Origin of the sequence: Streptomyces sp. NPDC001380 (assembly GCF_042895785.1) — a bacterium.
In the GTDB taxonomy this organism is placed as follows: Bacteria; Actinomycetota; Actinomycetes; order Streptomycetales; family Streptomycetaceae; genus Peterkaempfera.
In genome coordinates this window covers 166019-181468 of sequence record NZ_JBIAWP010000011.1, presented here as the reverse complement: position 1 = coordinate 181468, position 15450 = coordinate 166019, and the positions used below count along the sequence as shown (strand labels likewise).

At 78.2% G+C, this 15450-nt stretch carries 13 protein-coding genes; 5 read left to right on the top strand and 8 right to left on the bottom strand.

What is annotated here, in order from left to right; genetic code table 11:
- Positions 1 to 29: 29 nt before the first annotated feature.
- From ACFY07_RS16205 to ACFY07_RS16195, 3 genes are read right to left on the bottom strand one after another with little or no spacing between them, the layout of a single operon-like run.
- Positions 30 to 1382, bottom strand: a complete 1353-nt coding sequence (locus ACFY07_RS16205) for an AAA family ATPase (RefSeq protein ID WP_390869238.1) — start codon at positions 1380 to 1382, stop codon at positions 30 to 32.
- Between the two features lie 7 nt (positions 1383 to 1389).
- Positions 1390 to 3060, bottom strand: coding sequence for a hypothetical protein (locus ACFY07_RS16200; RefSeq protein WP_390869237.1), 1671 nt, complete (start codon positions 3058 to 3060; stop codon positions 1390 to 1392).
- Positions 3057 to 4343, bottom strand: a complete 1287-nt coding sequence (locus ACFY07_RS16195; protein WP_390869236.1) for a hypothetical protein — start codon at positions 4341 to 4343, stop codon at positions 3057 to 3059. Before ACFY07_RS16195 ends, ACFY07_RS16200 begins: the two co-directional genes overlap by 4 nt.
- Positions 4344 to 4792: 449 nt before the next feature.
- Between ACFY07_RS16195 and ACFY07_RS16190 the strand changes: the two genes are divergently transcribed.
- Complete coding sequence (locus tag ACFY07_RS16190; RefSeq protein ID WP_390869235.1) at positions 4793 to 6052, top strand: MFS transporter; 1260 nt, start codon at positions 4793 to 4795, stop codon at positions 6050 to 6052.
- A gap of 193 nt (positions 6053 to 6245) precedes the next feature.
- Here the strand turns inward: ACFY07_RS16190 and ACFY07_RS16185 are convergent, their stop codons facing one another.
- The gene (locus ACFY07_RS16185) at positions 6246 to 7181 is read right to left on the bottom strand and encodes a phosphatase PAP2 family protein (protein ID WP_390869234.1); all 936 of its coding nucleotides are present in this window, start codon (positions 7179 to 7181) and stop codon (positions 6246 to 6248) included.
- A 145-nt stretch (positions 7182 to 7326) separates the two neighbouring features.
- On the opposite strand from ACFY07_RS16185, the gene ACFY07_RS16180 reads away from it, so the two are divergent.
- Positions 7327 to 8208: a TetR family transcriptional regulator gene (locus tag ACFY07_RS16180; protein ID WP_390869233.1), complete on the top strand. Its 882-nt coding sequence runs from the start codon at positions 7327 to 7329 to the stop codon at positions 8206 to 8208.
- Between the two features lie 15 nt (positions 8209 to 8223).
- A complete protein-coding gene (locus tag ACFY07_RS16175) occupies positions 8224 to 8862 on the top strand; it encodes a histidine phosphatase family protein (protein WP_390869232.1) in 639 nt (212 codons plus the stop codon).
- A gap of 80 nt (positions 8863 to 8942) precedes the next feature.
- Here ACFY07_RS16175 and ACFY07_RS16170 read toward each other — a convergent pair whose 3' ends face one another.
- Positions 8943 to 10361 carry a tetratricopeptide repeat protein gene (locus ACFY07_RS16170; RefSeq protein WP_390869231.1) on the bottom strand — a complete coding sequence of 473 codons (1419 nt, stop codon included), beginning with the start codon at positions 10359 to 10361 and terminating at the stop codon, positions 8943 to 8945.
- Positions 10362 to 10611: 250 nt separating this feature from the next.
- On the opposite strand from ACFY07_RS16170, the gene ACFY07_RS16165 reads away from it, so the two are divergent.
- Together ACFY07_RS16165 and ACFY07_RS16160 are read left to right on the top strand one after the other, a co-directional pair.
- Positions 10612 to 11037, top strand: a complete 426-nt coding sequence (locus ACFY07_RS16165; RefSeq protein WP_390869230.1) for a hypothetical protein — start codon at positions 10612 to 10614, stop codon at positions 11035 to 11037.
- 72 nt (positions 11038 to 11109) lie between these two features.
- Entirely contained in the window at positions 11110 to 11988 is an 879-nt protein-coding gene (locus ACFY07_RS16160; protein WP_390869229.1) for a spermidine synthase, read from the top strand.
- Positions 11989 to 12238: 250 nt separating this feature from the next.
- Here the strand turns inward: ACFY07_RS16160 and ACFY07_RS16155 are convergent, their stop codons facing one another.
- The 3 genes from ACFY07_RS16155 to ACFY07_RS16145 form a co-directional block, all read right to left on the bottom strand.
- The gene (locus tag ACFY07_RS16155; protein ID WP_390869228.1) at positions 12239 to 12553 is read right to left on the bottom strand and encodes a hypothetical protein; all 315 of its coding nucleotides are present in this window, start codon (positions 12551 to 12553) and stop codon (positions 12239 to 12241) included.
- A 277-nt stretch (positions 12554 to 12830) separates the two neighbouring features.
- Positions 12831 to 14309, bottom strand: coding sequence for a GH1 family beta-glucosidase (locus ACFY07_RS16150; RefSeq protein WP_390869227.1), 1479 nt, complete (start codon positions 14307 to 14309; stop codon positions 12831 to 12833).
- Positions 14310 to 14515: 206 nt separating this feature from the next.
- Positions 14516 to 15445: a carbohydrate ABC transporter permease gene (locus ACFY07_RS16145; RefSeq protein ID WP_390869226.1), complete on the bottom strand. Its 930-nt coding sequence runs from the start codon at positions 15443 to 15445 to the stop codon at positions 14516 to 14518.
- Positions 15446 to 15450: the final 5 nt, after the last annotated feature.

Genomic DNA, 15450 nt, shown 5'->3' with positions numbered 1-15450 from the left:
CCCCGCCCCCGCCCGCCCCGCCGCCCGGCTCACCGCAGGCCGACGCGGTGCTCGGCCAGGTGCGCCAGGACGGCGTGGTTCGCCTCCCAGCCGTCGGGGAACTTCACGCTGACGCCCAGCTGCACCGGCTCGGTCGACGGGTGCTCGTCCAGCAGTTCGGCGATGCCGGCCCGTGCCACCACGATGCAGGCGTGCCGGTGCCGGGAGGCCAGCACGCACAGCCGCCCCGTCTCCAGGTGGAAGGCGGTGGCGTCCGGGCGGCCGGACAGCGGGTGCAGCACCACGGTCACGTCGTACTCGCGCCCCTGGAGCCGGTTGGCGGTGTCCACGGTGACGGCGGGGCCCGGCGACCCGTCGACGGGGACGCCCAGGCCGGTCAGGGCGGCCCGGACGGCGGCGGCCTGGTCCCGGTGGGCGGTGCCGACCGCGATCCGGTCGGCGGTGACCGGTGCCGTGCCCTTCTCGGAGACGGCGGCCAGGCCGCGGTCCAGCAGCCGCCGCACGGTCCGCGCCACGGCGTGCACGGCCTCGGGGTCGGTCCGCACGGTGTGCCGGGCAGGAAGCTCCAGCAGCCCCCAGCCCGACTCGGCGGCCTCGTCGATCACCGCGTCCACCGGCCCGCCGTCGCCCGCCGTGCCCACGGTGAGGCGCCGGTCGCCCTCGCCGGTGCCGGAGCGGAACGGCGTGAACGGGTAGAACGCCCGCGAGACCAGCCCCGCCGCCGAGTACGGCAGCCGCCAGGAGACCGGCAGGTTGTGCGGGCGGATGCCGGGGTTGTGGTCGAGGAGCGCGGTGACCGCACTGCGCGAGGGGTCCCAGGACAGGCCCGCCCACTGGTCGGTGCCGACCACGGTGAACGGGTCGAGCTGCCCGGGGTCGCCCACGAACAGCGCCCGCTCGAAGAGCCGCGCCACGGCCAGCAGTGCGTCGGACCGCATCTGGTACGCCTCGTCGACGATGGCGTGCCGCCACGGATCGACGTCCTTGACCCACTGCCACTTGGCGGCGGTGGAGACCACCACCTGCTGCTCGGCGAGGTCGCCGATCCGGGGCGAGGCGGTGACCCCCGCGTGCCGCAGCGCCTCCGGCGCGGGCCGGCCGTCGCTGCTGTGCAGGCGGCCCACCGGCAGGTCGGGGGCGGCCGTGGCGAGCCGGTCCACCAGGTCGTCGACCTGGCTGTTGGTCTGCGCCACGATCATCAGCCGCTCGCCGGCGGCGACCAGCTCGCGGGCCGCGCGCACGACGAGGGTGGACTTGCCGGCGCCGGGCGGGGAGTCGACCACCACGCCGCGCTCGGTGCCGGAGAGCACGGCGGCGAGGATCTCGGCGGTGACCCGGTCGGCGGCCGCCCCGGGGGAGGCGGCGGGGTCGGCGGGGTTCACGGTCGGGCTACTCCCATTCCTCGTCGGCCGTGGCGGCCGCGGCCGGACCGCCGGTGTGCGGACCGCCGGTGTGCGGCCCGCCGGGGCGCGGGCCGGGCACGGCGGAGGCCGAGCCGGGCGGACCGCCGTGCGTCCAGGGGGTGTCCTGCGGGTCGGGCAGCGGCGCGGCCTGCCGCACGGAGAGCTCGAACAGGGTGAAGCAGACCCGGTCGCCGGGCTGCGGCACCGTGCCCGGCTCGGGCTCCCTCCGCCGCCCCATCCCCGAGGTGAGGCGCAGCACGACGGTGCCCTCGGCGGGGTCGTGCCGCACGACCTCGGCCTTCTGCGCGGCGGGCGCCGCCCCGTCCTCGCCCGGCGGCCCCCACACCCGGTGCACCTCCCGGCCGGGGTCGGCGTGCGGGCGGTCGCCGGTGCGCACGGTGACCAGCGGCCGGGGCTTGGGGGTGCGGCCCGAGGTGTCGTACGCCGCCTCGACGGCCTCCACGGTCCCGGCGAAGGCCTCGCCGGAGAGGCGGTGCTCGGCCATCGCCAGCGGGTCGTCCAGGGCCTCCTGGAGGTCCAGCCTCGCCTGCTCGCGCTCGCGCTGCGCCAGCTTGCGGGCGGCGGTGACCGCGTCGTCGAACCGGGGCTGCGGCGGCTCCCCGGCGGCGAGCCGCTCGCGGTGGCCGGTGTAGGACCAGCGGTCGCCCTCCCACCGCTCCGCCACACGGGCGCCGGGCGGCAGCGCGCGCAGCAGGTCGAGGCCCCGCCAGACCTGGTCCCAGGTGGGCCGCAGCACCTGCTCCAGCAGGCCGCGGACCTCGTCGGCGGTCCGCCGCACGTGCGCCTCCGCCCGCGCCGCCTCGCCGGGCGGGGCCGCGCGCAGGGCCGCGCGGGCGGCGTCGTGGCGGGCGACGGCGGGGCCGAGCAGCTTCTCGTCGAAGCGGGGGTCGGTGGCCGGTCCGGCGGGCGGGCAGTGCAGCTGTCCGCGCCCGTCGCGGGCGGACTCGGCGTACCGGGCGGCCTCGGCGCCGCCCAGGCCGGGCGGCGGGGCGATCCAGGCGAGCAGGGCGCCCAGGTGCTGGTCCTCCAGGTGGGACTGGCCGGTGGCCCAGTGGCGGCCGAGCAGCGCCGTCATGGCGAGCAGCATCGAGGAGCCGGGCACCTCGGCGCGCTCCCGCAGGTGGGTGAGCCAGCGGCCGAGCAGCGGCACCCGGCTCGGCACGGGGTAGGGCCCGGCGTCCGCGTCGTCGGCGGTGCGGCGGAACCGCGTGGAGCGGCCGAGCAGGCCCAGGTGGTGGACGCCCGCGCTGTTGGGGACGACCAGCTGCGGGGCGTCCGCGCACAGCTCGCGCACCACGGGGAGCCGCTCCCCGGTCTCCGGGTCCTTCTCGGTGCCCTCGACCTGCTCGGTCTCCTCGCCGTAGCCCTCCAGGTAGGGCAGCAGGTCGCCGGCGAGCGCCGCGAGGAAGGCGAAGCGCTGGTCGCGGTCGAGGGGCTGCGGCACCACGTGGAGCCGCGGTGCGTCGCGGTCGGTGCCGAGCATGGCCGCGAGCGGTGCGCCGTCCTCGCCGGCGGCGGCGAGCGGCACGACGACCATGGGGCGGTCGGAGAGGTGGCGGTGCCGGACGGTCGCCAGCGGCTGCGCCCGGTCCTGGTGCACGGCCTCCAGCCGGGCGAGGGTGGTCAGCAGGCTCACCGGCGCAGGCCCCCCTCGGCGAGGGCCTCGGCGCGCAGCGCGGCCGCCCGGGCGAGGCGGGCGGCGGCCTCGTCCACGGCGTCCGCCGGACCGCCGGCGCCGTCGTGGGCCCGGCCGCCGTCGTGGGCCGGGCCGCCGCCGTCCCGGGCGCCGCGGCCCGGGACGCCGCCCGCCGCCGCGGCCAGGGCCCCGCCGACGGTCCGCAGGGAGCCCAGCTCGCCGCGGACGGAGCGGCCCAGCTGTCCGACCGCGTCGGCGCAGCGGGCCTCCCGGCGGCAGTGGAAGCCCAGTTCGCAGGTGGACAGGCAGTCGGGGGCGTAGGCGGCGGGCACGGCGGCGACCGCGCCGGCGAGCTGCCCGTCGGTGCGGGCGGGCGTGCCGTCGTCGGCGGTGGACAGGTCGAAGCCCGCGTCGGCGGGGAGCGCGTCGAGGATGCGGTCGATGCGGGTCATCCGCCGCAGCTGGCGGCGGGTGACCGCCAGCTCCCGGCGGACGTCGACGGCGGCGGCGGTGGGCCGGTTGGAGAAGTCCCGGGGGCAGACCAGCAGCACCGTGGGGTCGGGCGCCGCGGCCGGGCCCTCGGGCTCGTCGTAGGGGCCGTCCCCCGGCTTGACGCCGGCCAGTTCGGCCGCGGCCTCGCGCAGTGCCAGGACGTACACGGCCGCCTGGCGGGCCGCCGCGCCGACCTTGGCGGGGTCGGCGGAGCCGTCCAGGATCGGGAAGGACTTGATCTCCACGACCGTCCAGCGGCCGTCGGGGCGCACCACCACGGCGTCGGGCTCCAGGTGGGCGGGGGAGCCGGCGACGTCCAGGCGGAGCATGGGATGGTCCAGCAGCGTCCAGCGGCCGGGCCGGGCGGCGGCCTCGGCCAGCGCCTGCCGGGTCCGCCCGGCCCGCACCGCCGTACCGGCCCGCGGCAGCAGGTCCGGTACGGCGACCCCGTCCGCGTCCGGCTCCGGCAGGCCGAGGTGGCGCTGGAGGAGGAGCAGCAGCTCGGCGTACCCGTCGGCCTTGACCCGGGCCTCGAAGACGTTGCCGCGGGCGATGGCGAACGGCGACCGGCCGAAGGGCGCGGGACTGCCCAGGCGCTCGGCGAGGACCGTCTTGTCGACCCCGGCGGCGTCCAGCAGGGCGCGGCGGCGGCAGCCGGGGTTGGCGGCGAGCGCGGCGAGGGCGCGGGCGTCGAGGCTGCGCTGCGGCGCGGGGCCGCGCAGCCCGGCGAGCCGCTGCGCGGGGGGCTCGGCGGACCCGTGGGACGCGTACCCGGGGTGCGAGTCGTTCATGGTGCGCGCCAGTCTTGCATCCGCCGCCGACAAACGGGCGCGGCGGCCCGGATCCGGCCCGTTCCCGCGGCCGGGCACGGCAGTTGCCGCCCGGGCGTGCCGTCCGCCACCGGGCCGGGGCGGCCGGCCGGCGGGCCGTCTGACGGTCCGTCCCGTCCGCGCGCCGCGCCGGGCGTGCCGTGGGACCGGCCCGGAGGGCCGGGCCGCAGGGGCCCCTGCCGCCGGACCCGTGCCGCCGTCCGGGGCCCGGCGGCGGTGTCCTGGAACCGCCCCGCGTCCGCGACGGCCGCGGAGGCGCGCCCGGCGCCGAGGCCCGCGCCGGCCGGGCCGCCGGCGCACCGGACGGCCGTGTCCCCTGACGGGCCGGCGGTTTGCCCCCGCCGTCCGCTCCTCGCTTTCATGCCGGGGGCGGCGGGTCGCCGTCCCGTGCGGCGAGGAATGCGGTGGACATGAGGGGCAGGCGGGCGCTCGGGCGCCGGTTCGGGTGGCTGTGGGCGGCGTACGCGGTCAGCTCGTACGGCTCGGGGCTCGGGTTCGGCGCGTTCCCCCTGATCGCGGTCCTGGTGCTGCACTGCGGGCCGGCCCAGGTGGCGGCGCTGTCCTCCGCCGGGCGGGCCGTCGGCGCCCTGGTCGCGCTGCCGCTCGGCCCCTGGGTGGAGTTCCGCCGCAAGCGGCCGGTCATGGTGGCGATGGACCTGACCCGGTTCGCGGCGTTGGCGACCGTCCCCGTCGCGTTCGCGCTCGGTCGGCTCGGCTTCGCCCAGCTCCTCCTCGTGTCCGTCGTCACGGCCGCGGCCGACATCGCCTTCAGGGCGGCCTGCGGCGCGTACCTGAAGGCGCTGGTGCCGGCGGAGGACCTGCTCGTCGCGAACAGCCGGTTCGAGTCCACGATGTGGACCTCGACCACGGTCGGACCGCCGCTGGGCGGGGCCGCGATCGGTCTGCTCGGCCCGATGGCCACGGTGGTGGCCGACGCGGTCAGCTACCTGCTCTCGGCGCTGGGCGTCCGGGCCGTCGGCGGGACGGAGGCGCCCCCCGCGCGCACCGGTGCGCCGCGGCTGCGGGCGGGCGACCTGCTCGAGGGCTGGCGCCACATCCTGGCCCACCCCGTGCTGCGCCCGCTGTTCCTCAACGCGGTCGTCGTCAACGGCCTGATCATGGCCTCCGAACCGCTGCTCGCCGTACTCCTGCTGGGCCGCCTCGGGTTCGCACCCTGGCAGTACGGCCTCGTGTTCGCGGCCCCCTGCGTCGGCGGGCTGATCGGCTCACGGCTCGCGCGCCCGCTCGCGGCGCGGTTCGGCCGCCACCGGGTGATGCTCACCGCCGGGGTGCTGCGGGCCTGCTGGCCCGTCGGGCTGGCCCTCGTCCGGCCCGGTGCCCCCGGGATCGTCCTCGTCGTCGCCGTCCAGCTCGGCCTGGTGACCTGCTGCGGCCTCTTCAACCCGCTGCTGGCCACCTACCGGCTCGACCGCACCGCCCCCGACCTGGTCGCCCGCACCCTGTCCGCGTGGTCGGTCGGCAGCAGCGCCGCCATCGCGGCCCTGACCGCCCTGTGGGGCCTGCTGGCCGCCGTCACCGGCCCCCGCACCGCGATCGCCGCCGCCGGCGTCCTCCTCCTGGCCACCCCGCTGCTGCTCCCCCGCCGCGGGGACGCGCCCCGGGGCGGGCCCGCCGGTGCCGGGGTCCCGGAGGCCGCCGGACGGGTCTGAGGCCGCAGTCCGGCGCCGGCCCCGCCCGCCCGACCCGGGACCGCTGCTCCGCGCCGGTGGCCGCCGGCCGGCGGACGCCGCGCGGGTGACGGCTCCGGCGCCCGACCGGTGGCGGCCGCCGCGCTCGGCGCGGGCCGGAGGCCCTGCCCGCCGGGCGGCACCGGGGACGGCCGCCCCGCACGGCCGCCGTGCCTCAGCGGGCGGGGACCGGCGGCCGGGAGGCCGGCGGTGCATCGGCCCCGGCCCCCGGCGCCGCGCCGCCCCGGGGCCTCGCCGCGCCGTCCCCGGGCCCCGCCGGGGCGGGGACGAAGGCCGCCGGTGCGGGGGCCGTACCGGCCGCCGCGGCCGCGCCCCGCCCGCCCGCGCCCGCGCCGCGCCGCAGGCGGTCGGCGAGGCGCAGCGCGGGCCCCGCCAGCAGGGCGCCCGCGCCCATCACGGCGCAGCCCGCCACCGCGTCCAGCAGGTAGTGGTTGGCGGTGCCCATCACGACCACGGCGATCAGCACGGGGTACAGCAGTCCGGCGATCCGCACGGCGGTCCGGTCGGCGCACCGCCAGACCAGGACGCCGCACCACAGGGCCCAGCCCACGTGCAGGCTGGGCATGGCGGCGAACTCGTTGGTGAGGTGGCCGAGACCCTTGGGCGCGCTCGCCTCCGCGCCCCACCAGCCGACGGCGGCGTGCTGCCGCATGGAGTCGGTGAAGCCGTACGAGGCCTCCAGCAGCCGGGGCGGGGCGGTCGGCAGGAGGGTGAACCCGGCGAGTCCGAGCACCGTCGAGATGCCGAGCCAGGTGCGGGCGCGCCGGTAGCGGCCGCGGTGCCGGTGCCACAGCCAGGCCAGGACCAGCGGGGTGACCAGGTAGTGGAGCGAGGCGTAGGCGAAGTCGGCGGGGACGGCCAGCCAGGCGTGGCGGGTGAAGGCGGTGTTCAGCAGGTGCTCGGGCGACAGGCGCAGCCGGGCTTCCGCGGACAGCAGGGCGTGGCCGTTGCGCAGGGCCCGGGGGAGGCCCCCGGCGACCAGCAGCCGGCTGCCGTCGTAGGCGGCGTAGATCAGCGCGAGCAGGAGCAGCTCCCGCCACCAGTGACGGGGGGCGCCTGCGGCGGCGGGGGATGCGGACGGCGACGACATGCGGGTGAACTCCGGGTGGCGAACGGGCGTACGTCATACCGTACGCTGTACGGTGGCAGAAGGCGCTGGCGGCCCGGATTCGGTGTCCGGGAACGGGGGAGGCGCCCGGCGCCACCGTCGACCGCGACCCGCCGTGACAGGACAGATGCACCCGGAACCCGCCCGTCTCCCGCAGAACGGCCCGCGGCCCGGCCCGGAGCGGAGCCCCGAGGGCGCTCACGCCCCCGGCTCCGGGCCCGCCCCCGGCGAGGGGGGCCGCACCGGCCGGGACCTCCCCCGGCAGGACCGCCCCGCCCGCCGCCCCCGCGCGCCCCGCCACACCCTCAGCGCCGAGCGCATCCTCGACACCGCCCTGCGGCTGCTCGACGAGCGGGGCATCGACGTCTTCTCGATGCGCGCCCTCGCCGAGGAGCTCGGGGTGGGCACCATGGCGCTGTACACCTACTTCCGCTCCAAGGAGGAGCTCTTCGGCGCCGCACGCGAACGCGTGTTCGCCGAGCACGCGCCCCCGGCCCGCACCGACGCGCCCTGGCACGACCAGCTCCGCGACGCCTGCCTCGCCCTCTACCGGCTCTTCACCGGGCGCCCCGCCGTCCTGCAGCTCCTGGCGGAGCAGCACCGCGCCGAGCAGCACCGCGCCGGACCCCCGGCCGACCGGGTGCCGACCACCGGCGCCGTCGGCGCCATGGAGCACATGCTGGGGCTGATGTGCGGCGCGGGCCTCAGCCGGGAGGAGGCCGCCCGCGCCCAGACCGCGCTGATGCAGTACACCGTCGGCGCGGCGCTGCGCGCCGGCCGCGCCTGCGGCGACGCCGAGGCCCGGCGGCGCTTCCGGGCCCGCCTGGAGTCGCTGCCCGCGCGGGACTTCCCGCTGGTCGTCGACCTGGCGCCGGAGCTCGCCGAGGCCCAGGAGAGCGCGGCCCAGTACGCCTTCGGGCTGGACCTGATCCTCGCCGGCCTGCGGGCTGGGGGATCATGGGAGGCAGTGGGCCGCGACGACGGGGCCCGGCCCGAACGGCCCAGCTGAGGAGGCACGGCTCCCATGCCCGCCCGCATCCTGATCGTCCGGCACGGCGAGACCGAGTGGTCCGCCACCGGCCGCCACACCGGACGTACCGACATCCCGCTCACCGAGGAGGGCCGCCACATGGCGCGCGCCCTGGGCGAGCGCCTCAAGCGCGCGCCCTGGGACGGCCTGCCCGGCGCGCGCGTCCTCACCAGCCCGCTGGCGCGGGCCCGGGAGACCTGCGAGCTGGCCGGGCTCGGGGACCGCGCGGTCCCGGCCCCCGAGCTCATGGAGTGGGACTACGGGGCGTACGAGGGCCGCACCGGCGACGCCATCCGCGCCGACGGCCACCCGGGGTGGGTGATCTGGCGCGACGGCGTCCCCGGCGGCGAGACCCTCGCCGACGTGTCCGCCCGCGTCGACGCCTTCCTCGCCCGGATCGACGAGGAGCACGGCCGCCCCCACCGCGCCACGGTGACCATGGACTGCGCGGACTGCACGGTGGTCCTCTTCGCCCACGGCCACCTGCTGCGGATCCTCACCGCCCGCTGGCTCGGGCTGCCGCCGGAGTACGGGCAGCGCTTCAAGCTGCGCCCCGCCTCGCTGGGCGTGCTCGGCTGGGAGTACGCGGAGCCCGCCGTGGAGCTGTGGAACGACACGGCCCACCTGGCCTGACACGGCTCATCTGGCCTGACGCGGCCCTGCGGCCCGGACCGCCCGGCACGGCCGGTGCGGTCCGGCTGCGGACGCGCCGCTCACCCCGCCAGGTCGCAGCGCTCCACGAAGGCCGCCACCTCCGGCACGTCCCGGTGGGGCCGCAGCAGGGCCGCCGTGCCGGCCAGCATGGAGCGGATCCGCGCCGAGCGGACCTCCTGCAGCAGGTGCAGCGCCTGCGTACCCCCGGCCGCGGCGGCCGCGAGGTCGCCGCGGCCGAGCCGGCAGCGGGCGAGCTCCGCCGTGTAGAGGGCCCGGTTGCGGACGAAGTGCGGCTCCTGCAGCTCCACCGCCCGCCGGGCCAGGTCGGCGGCGCGGTCCCAGTCGCCCAGCGCGGACCGGCACTGCGCCTCCAGCCCGGTGATCTCCGCCGGACCGTAGAAGGACATCCACTCCGGGTCGGCGTCGCGTCCGCCCTGCTCCAGCAGCCGGTGGGCCCGCAGCAGCGCCCGCTCGCAGGCGCGGCGCTCGTGCAGCACCGCCCAGCCCCCGGCCTCCCGCATGGCCAGCAGCGACAGCAGCCGGTCGGATCCCACCCGCTCCGCCGCGTGCTGCCCCGCCTGCGCGGCGCGGACCGCCTCCCGCGGCCGCCCCGCGTCGCGGGCGAGGAAGGCGCTGTTGCAGAACGCGTGGGCCTCCAGCGCCGGGTCGCCCGCCATGCGTGCGGTGGCCAGCGCCTCCGAGTAGAAGGAGCGCGCGTCGGCGAGGCGGCCCGAGTCGTGGGCCAGCCAGCCGACGGAGATCGCCAGCTCGCCCGCGCCCGCCTGCAGGCGGCGCTCGGTGGCCGCGCTGTAGCTGCCGGTGTTCAGCAGCAGGTAGGCGCCGCGCAGGGAGCGGCCGGCGGACTCGAAGAGGGCGTCGGCGCCCTGCCGGTCGTCCAGCAGCCTGATCCGGCGGACGGCCTGCTCGACGCCCTCGGCCTCCTCGGCGCCGACCCGGCGGGGGGTGTCCGGCCCGGCCCACGCCGGCCGGTCCAGGCCGAGCGCCGTCACCAGGGCGGCCGGGCCGCCCGCCATGAACGTGCGGCGGTGCACGTCGTCGTTCTCCTTGCCGCTGGTGGTGCCGGTCGTACGTGTCGTACCCGTCGCACTCGTCGTACTTGTCGTGCCTGTCGCGCCGGCGCCGGTGTCCCGACGCCCGCCCCCGGATACGCGGGCGGAGCGGGACGGGTTCGCCCGGCCCCGCACCGAACCGCGCGGGGCGAACCCCAGGTCGGTCAGGGACAGGTCCGGGAACATGTGGCGGAACACACGCTCGTAGGCGTAGTTGGGACAGCGGATCTCGCCCGCCTCCACGCGCCCGATGTACCGGGCGTCGCACGAGACGTGCTCGCCGATCTCCCGGCCCGCCCGCCGCACCCGGGCTGCGAACTCCCCCGGGGAGAGTCCGCCGCGCAGGGCGCGCATCGCGCTGTTGGCCGGGGGCCGGTCCGACGGGTCGAGGGGTCGGCTGGGTGCCATGGCTCTGCTCCCCGGGTGGCTCCTGGGTCCCCCGTGGCCGCCGGTGCGGCTGCGGGGGGACGCACCGACAGTACCGGGAGTGCCGATGCGGACACGCAGAGTTTCCGCCCAAAGCGGACACGCCCGCGCGGATCCGCCATGAAATGCCACGGCCCGCCCGCATCCTGCCCGTGGCCTGCGCCCCTCCCCGGCGTTGTGCTGGTCGGGAGACCGTCCCGCCGACAGCTGTGAGGTGCGCATGGACGCCGGAGTGCCGCAGTCAGTGCCCCGAGCGGGCGGCGCCCTGCTGCCGCCGGCCGTGGTGGACGGGCTGCGCGCCGCCGTCAGGCGCGTCCCCGAGGCCGTCGAGGCGCTGCCCTTCGACACCGTCGCCGTCCCGCTCCGCCACGGCCTGGAGGCCGCGGACATCCTGCGGCTGCGCGGCGTCTGCGGCGCGGTGCTGAGCGACTCCGGCGGCACCCGCCTCCTCTTCCTGGTGCCGCCCGGCACGAGCGAGCGCTGGCACCTGGCCGGCAGCTCCTGCACGCCCGGCGCGGCGGCCGCCCCCGGCGCCGGCTGGCTCGTCGGCACGCTCGGCGCGGGCGCCGCCCTGTGCGCCACCGACCCCTGGGTCCTGCGCGCCGTGCTCTGCGAGGCCGCCGGGACGCTCATGGCGGGCGGCTTCGGCCCCTACTGAGCACGCCGCCCGGCCCCCTCCGGCGGGTCCCCTCCGGCGGGCGCCTCCGGCCGGCTCCTCATACTGGTCGCCATGGGACGCAGCAGCCGAGGACCGGACCACCGCACCCGCGAGCGGATCGCCCGCCGCACGGCCACCGGCCTCGCCGAACTCGTCCCCGACCGCGACCGCCCCCGCGGATGGACGCTCCTCCTCGACGGCGCCCCGCAGTCGTACGTCGACCTCGACGACCCCGCGCACCTCTCCTTCGAGTACCAACGGCGGCTCGGCCACGTCGCCGACCTGGCCGCACCGCCCGGCAGGCCGCTGACCGCGCTCCACCTCGGCGGCGGCGCCCTCACCCTCCCCCGGTACGTCGCCGCCACCCGCCCCCGCTCCCGGCAGCAGGTCGCCGAGATCGACACGGACCTCACCGAGCTGGTCCGGGCCGAGCTGCCGCTGGACCGCGGCTGGCAGGTCCGGGTGCGCGGCGGCGACGCCCGCGCCGTGCTGGAGCGCGCGCCCGAGGGGGCCGCCGACCTGGTGGTGGCCGACGTGTTCAGCGGCGCCCGGGTGCCGGCGCACTGCGCCACCGCCGAGTTCGCGGCCCTCGCCCTGCGCGCCCTCGCCCCGGGCGGCCTGTACGCGGCGAACATCGCGGACGGCGCGCCGCTCGCCTTCGCCCGCTCCCAGGTCGCCACCCTGCTGGGGCTCTTCCCCGAGGTGTGCCTGATCGGCGATCCGGCGGTGCTGCGCGGCCGCCGCTTCGGCAACCTGCTGCTGATCGCCGGCCGGCTCCCCCTGCCGCTGGCCGAGCTGACGCGGCGCACCGGCGCCGACCCCTTCCCGGGGCGGGTCGACCACGGCCGGGCGCTGGCCGACTTCACCGGCGGCGCGGCCCCCGCCACCGACGCGACCGCCGCGCCCTCCCCGGCGCCGCCCCCGGGCGTCTTCCGCGACGCCGCCCGCTGACCGGCACGCCCGGGCCGTGGCCGGGACAGGACCGGTGCGGGACCGCGGCGCGTGCCCGGCCGGCGCATGCCCGGCCGGCGCATGCCCGGCCGGCGCATGCCCGGCCGGCGCATGCCCGGCCGGCGGATGCGCCGGTCCGGCGCACGGGGGTGCACCCCGGCGCGCCGTGAACCCGGTACGCCCCTGTGTGCGGCGCGCTCCGGCCCGCCGCAGCCGCGCCGGGTGCGCCCGGCGCCGCTGCCTGCGGCCGTCAGTGCCCGCCCGGCAGCCCGCGGCGGCGCCAGACGGCCAGGCCGGTGAGCAGCAGTCCGGCGGTGATCGGCGCGATCACCGCGGCGCCCGTCCCCGAGGGCGCCCGCGGCAGCCGGGACGAGGCGTCGGCGGCCCGGGGCCCCGGAGCCGCGGCCCGCGCAGGCGCCGGGTCCCGGACGGATCCGGCGGGCCCGCCGGCGCTCCCTGCGGCGGAGGCGTCCTGACCGGTCGTCATGAAGGAGGCCGCGAGCAGCAGCGCCCCGGCGGCGGTGGTCCTGCGGCGGGCGCCGCACGCCCGGTGAATGTCGTGCACGTCAGGGGAGAACGACCGTCGGCCGAACGGGTCACGACCGGCCGTGCGCCCCGCCTCTCCCGCCTCTCCCGCCTCCCCTGACGGGCCGTCGGCCCGTCGGCCCGGCGCGCTGCCGGCCCCCGGGCGGGACCACGCGCGACGCGCGACGCCGCGCCGGACCCGCCACTCCCGGTCCGGCGCGGCGCGGCGGGCGCGGCGGCCCCCTCACAAGCCGCCGCGCCCGCCCTGCGGCGGGGTGCCTGCCCTCCGGGGCCCCCGCCGGTCCTGCCCTCCCCGGCTACGCCCGGCCGTCGGCCGCGGGGAGGCCGTGGCGCCGGATCACGTCCGCGTACCAGTGCGCGCTGCTCTTCGGGATGCGCCGCTGGGTGGCGTAGTCGACGTAGACCGCCCCGAAGCGGCGGCCGTAGCCGTGGGCCCACTCGAAGTTGTCCATCAGCGACCACAGGAAGTAGCCGCGCACGTCGACGCCGTCGGCGATCGCCCGGTGCACGGCCGACAGGTGTCCGTGCAGGTAGGCGATCCGCTCGGGGTCGTTGACGGCGCCCTCGGGGTTGACGTAGTCGTCGAAGGCCGCCCCGTTCTCGGTGACCATCAGCGGCAGGCCGGGGTACTCGCGGGCCGTGTCGCGCAGCAGGTCGTACAGGCCGCTGTCGTCGATCGCCCAGCCCATCGCGGTGGTCTCGCCCGGCGGCAGGTGGAAGACGACCTGCTCGGAGCCGGGCCAGGGGGAGTGGTCGCTCTTCCCGTGGGCGTCGTTGCGGGAGGCCTCGCCGGCGGTGGCGGACGGGTCCGGGGCGGAGACCAGGGTCGGGGTGTAGTAGTTGATGCCCAGCAGGTCGACGGGCCGGGAGATCTCCGCCAGGTCCCCGTCGCGGACCAGGTCGTCCCAGTCGACCAGGTGGGCGGTGTCCTCCAGCAGGTCGGCCGGGTAGGCGCCGTGCAGGACCGGGCCGGTGAAGATCCGGTTGCCCACGGCGTCGATGCGGCGGGCCGCCTCCAGGTCGCCGGCCGAGGGGGTCAGCGGCCGGACCTGGTGGAGGTTGAGGGTGATCGAGGTCCGCGCGGACGCGGGGACGGTGGAGCGCAGGACCCCGATCGCCCGTCCGTGGGCGAGGTTGAGGTGGTGGGCGGCCCGCAGGGCGGCGTCGGGCTCGGTGCGGCCGGGGGCGTGCACACCGGACCCGTAGCCCAGGAAGGCCGAGCACCACGGCTCGTTGAAGGTCGTCCAGATCTTGATCCGGTCGCCGAGCGCCTCGGCGACCAGGGCGGTGTAGTCGGCGAACCGCTCGGCGGTGTCGCGCGCGGGCCAGCCGCCCGCGTCCTCCAGCTCCTGGGGGAGGTCCCAGTGGTAGAGGGTGGCGACCGGGGTGATGCCCTTCTCCAGCAGTTCGTCGGCGAGGGCGCGGTAGAAGTCGAGGCCGCGCTCGACGGCCGGGCCGCGGCCGGTGGGCTGGACCCGGGGCCACGAGACGGAGAAGCGGTAGGCGTCCAGGCCGAGGTCGGCCATGAGGGCGACGTCGTCGCGGAAGCGGTGATAGTGGTCGGCGGCGATGTCGCCGGTGTCGCCGTTGCGGACCCTGCCCGGCGTGCGGCTGAAGGTGTCCCAGATGGAGGGGGTGCGGCCGTCCTCGGCCGCGGCGCCCTCGATCTGGTAGGCGGCGGTGGCCGCGCCCCAGGTGAAGCCGGGCGGGAAGGACAGCGCGGCGGCCTGGTGGGGCAGGGTGCCGGTCAGGGGCTCGGATCGTACGGCTGTCATGCGGGAGCGCTCCCAGGATGGTGAGGGCGGGTGGGGGTCGGCGGGCGGGCGGGGGCCGTTCCTCCCGTACGGCCGCGGCCGGTGCGGCGGCCGTACGGAAGGTGCCGGTGCGGCCGTGCGTGCGGCCGGCTGCCGGGCCCGGGGGAGGGGCCGCGGCCCTGCCGGAGGAGCCGCGGCTGTGGGGGAGGGGCTGCGGGACGGCGCGGTCAGTTCTTGACCGCGCCCGCGGTGATGCCGCCCACGATGTGCTTGCCGAGCACGGCGAAGACCACCAGCAGCGGCAGCGTGGCGACCAGGGCCCCGGTGATGATGACGGCGTGGTCGGTGGTGTGGGCGCCGGCGCCGAGTCCGGCGAGCGCCACCTGGACGGTCGGGTTCTGCTGGCTCAGCGCGATGAAGGGCCAGAAGAAGTCGTTCCAGGACTGGACGAAGACGAGCATGCCGAGCACCGCCATCGCGGGCCGGGCGACCGGGAACACCACGTGCCAGACCACCCGCAGTGAGTGGGCGCCGTCGACCCGGGCGGCCTCGATCAGCTCCATCGGCAGCGCCTCCACCAGGAACTGCCGCATGAAGAAGACGCCGAAGGCGGCCACCAGCGACGGCAGGATCACCGACTGCAGCCGGTCGCCCCAGTTCAGCTTCGTCATGATCTGGTACAGCGGGATCACGCTGAGCTGCGGCGGGATGGTCATCGTGGCGACGACCAGGGCCAGCAGCGCGTTGCGGCCCCGGAAGCGCAGCTTGGCGAACGCGAACCCGGCCAGGGTGGAGAAGAGCACGGTCGAGACGGTGACGCAGACCGACACGATCGTGGAGTTGAGGAGTGCGTCCCCCATGTGGACTTCGTTCCACACGACGTTCAGGTTGTGGAAGAGCTGGCTGCCGGGCAGCAGCGGTGTCGGCGGCTGCACGACCTCGGTGTCGGTGTGGGAGGCCGCGACCACGGTCCAGTACAGCGGGAAGAGCGAGACCAGCGCGGCCACGACCAGCACGGCGTAGGTGAACGGGCCGGCGCGGTGGGTCTGCCCGGCTCCGCCGCCCAGGCGCCGGGGCCGGCCGGTGCGGTGCTTCTGCGGGGCGCGGGGCGCGGCCGCGGGCGGCGGGACCGGCGCGGCGGTGGAGGAGAGGGTCATGGCGG

Excerpts from the sequence above, each read along its gene's own strand:
- ACFY07_RS16190 (WP_390869235.1), top strand. The coding sequence starts at position 4,793 with ATGAGGGGCAGGCGGGCGCTCGGGCGCCGGTTCGGGTGGCTGTGGGCG.
- ACFY07_RS16145 (WP_390869226.1), bottom strand. The coding sequence starts at position 15,445 with ATGACCCTCTCCTCCACCGCCGCGCCGGTCCCGCCGCCCGCGGCCGCG.
- ACFY07_RS16150 (WP_390869227.1), bottom strand. The coding sequence starts at position 14,309 with ATGACAGCCGTACGATCCGAGCCCCTGACCGGCACCCTGCCCCACCAG.
- ACFY07_RS16160 (WP_390869229.1), top strand. The coding sequence starts at position 11,110 with ATGGGACGCAGCAGCCGAGGACCGGACCACCGCACCCGCGAGCGGATC.
- ACFY07_RS16170 (WP_390869231.1), bottom strand. The coding sequence starts at position 10,361 with ATGGCACCCAGCCGACCCCTCGACCCGTCGGACCGGCCCCCGGCCAAC.
- ACFY07_RS16195 (WP_390869236.1), bottom strand. The coding sequence starts at position 4,343 with ATGAACGACTCGCACCCCGGGTACGCGTCCCACGGGTCCGCCGAGCCC.
- ACFY07_RS16185 (WP_390869234.1), bottom strand. The coding sequence starts at position 7,181 with ATGTCGTCGCCGTCCGCATCCCCCGCCGCCGCAGGCGCCCCCCGTCAC.
- ACFY07_RS16175 (WP_390869232.1), top strand. The coding sequence starts at position 8,224 with ATGCCCGCCCGCATCCTGATCGTCCGGCACGGCGAGACCGAGTGGTCC.
- ACFY07_RS16180 (WP_390869233.1), top strand. The coding sequence starts at position 7,327 with ATGCACCCGGAACCCGCCCGTCTCCCGCAGAACGGCCCGCGGCCCGGC.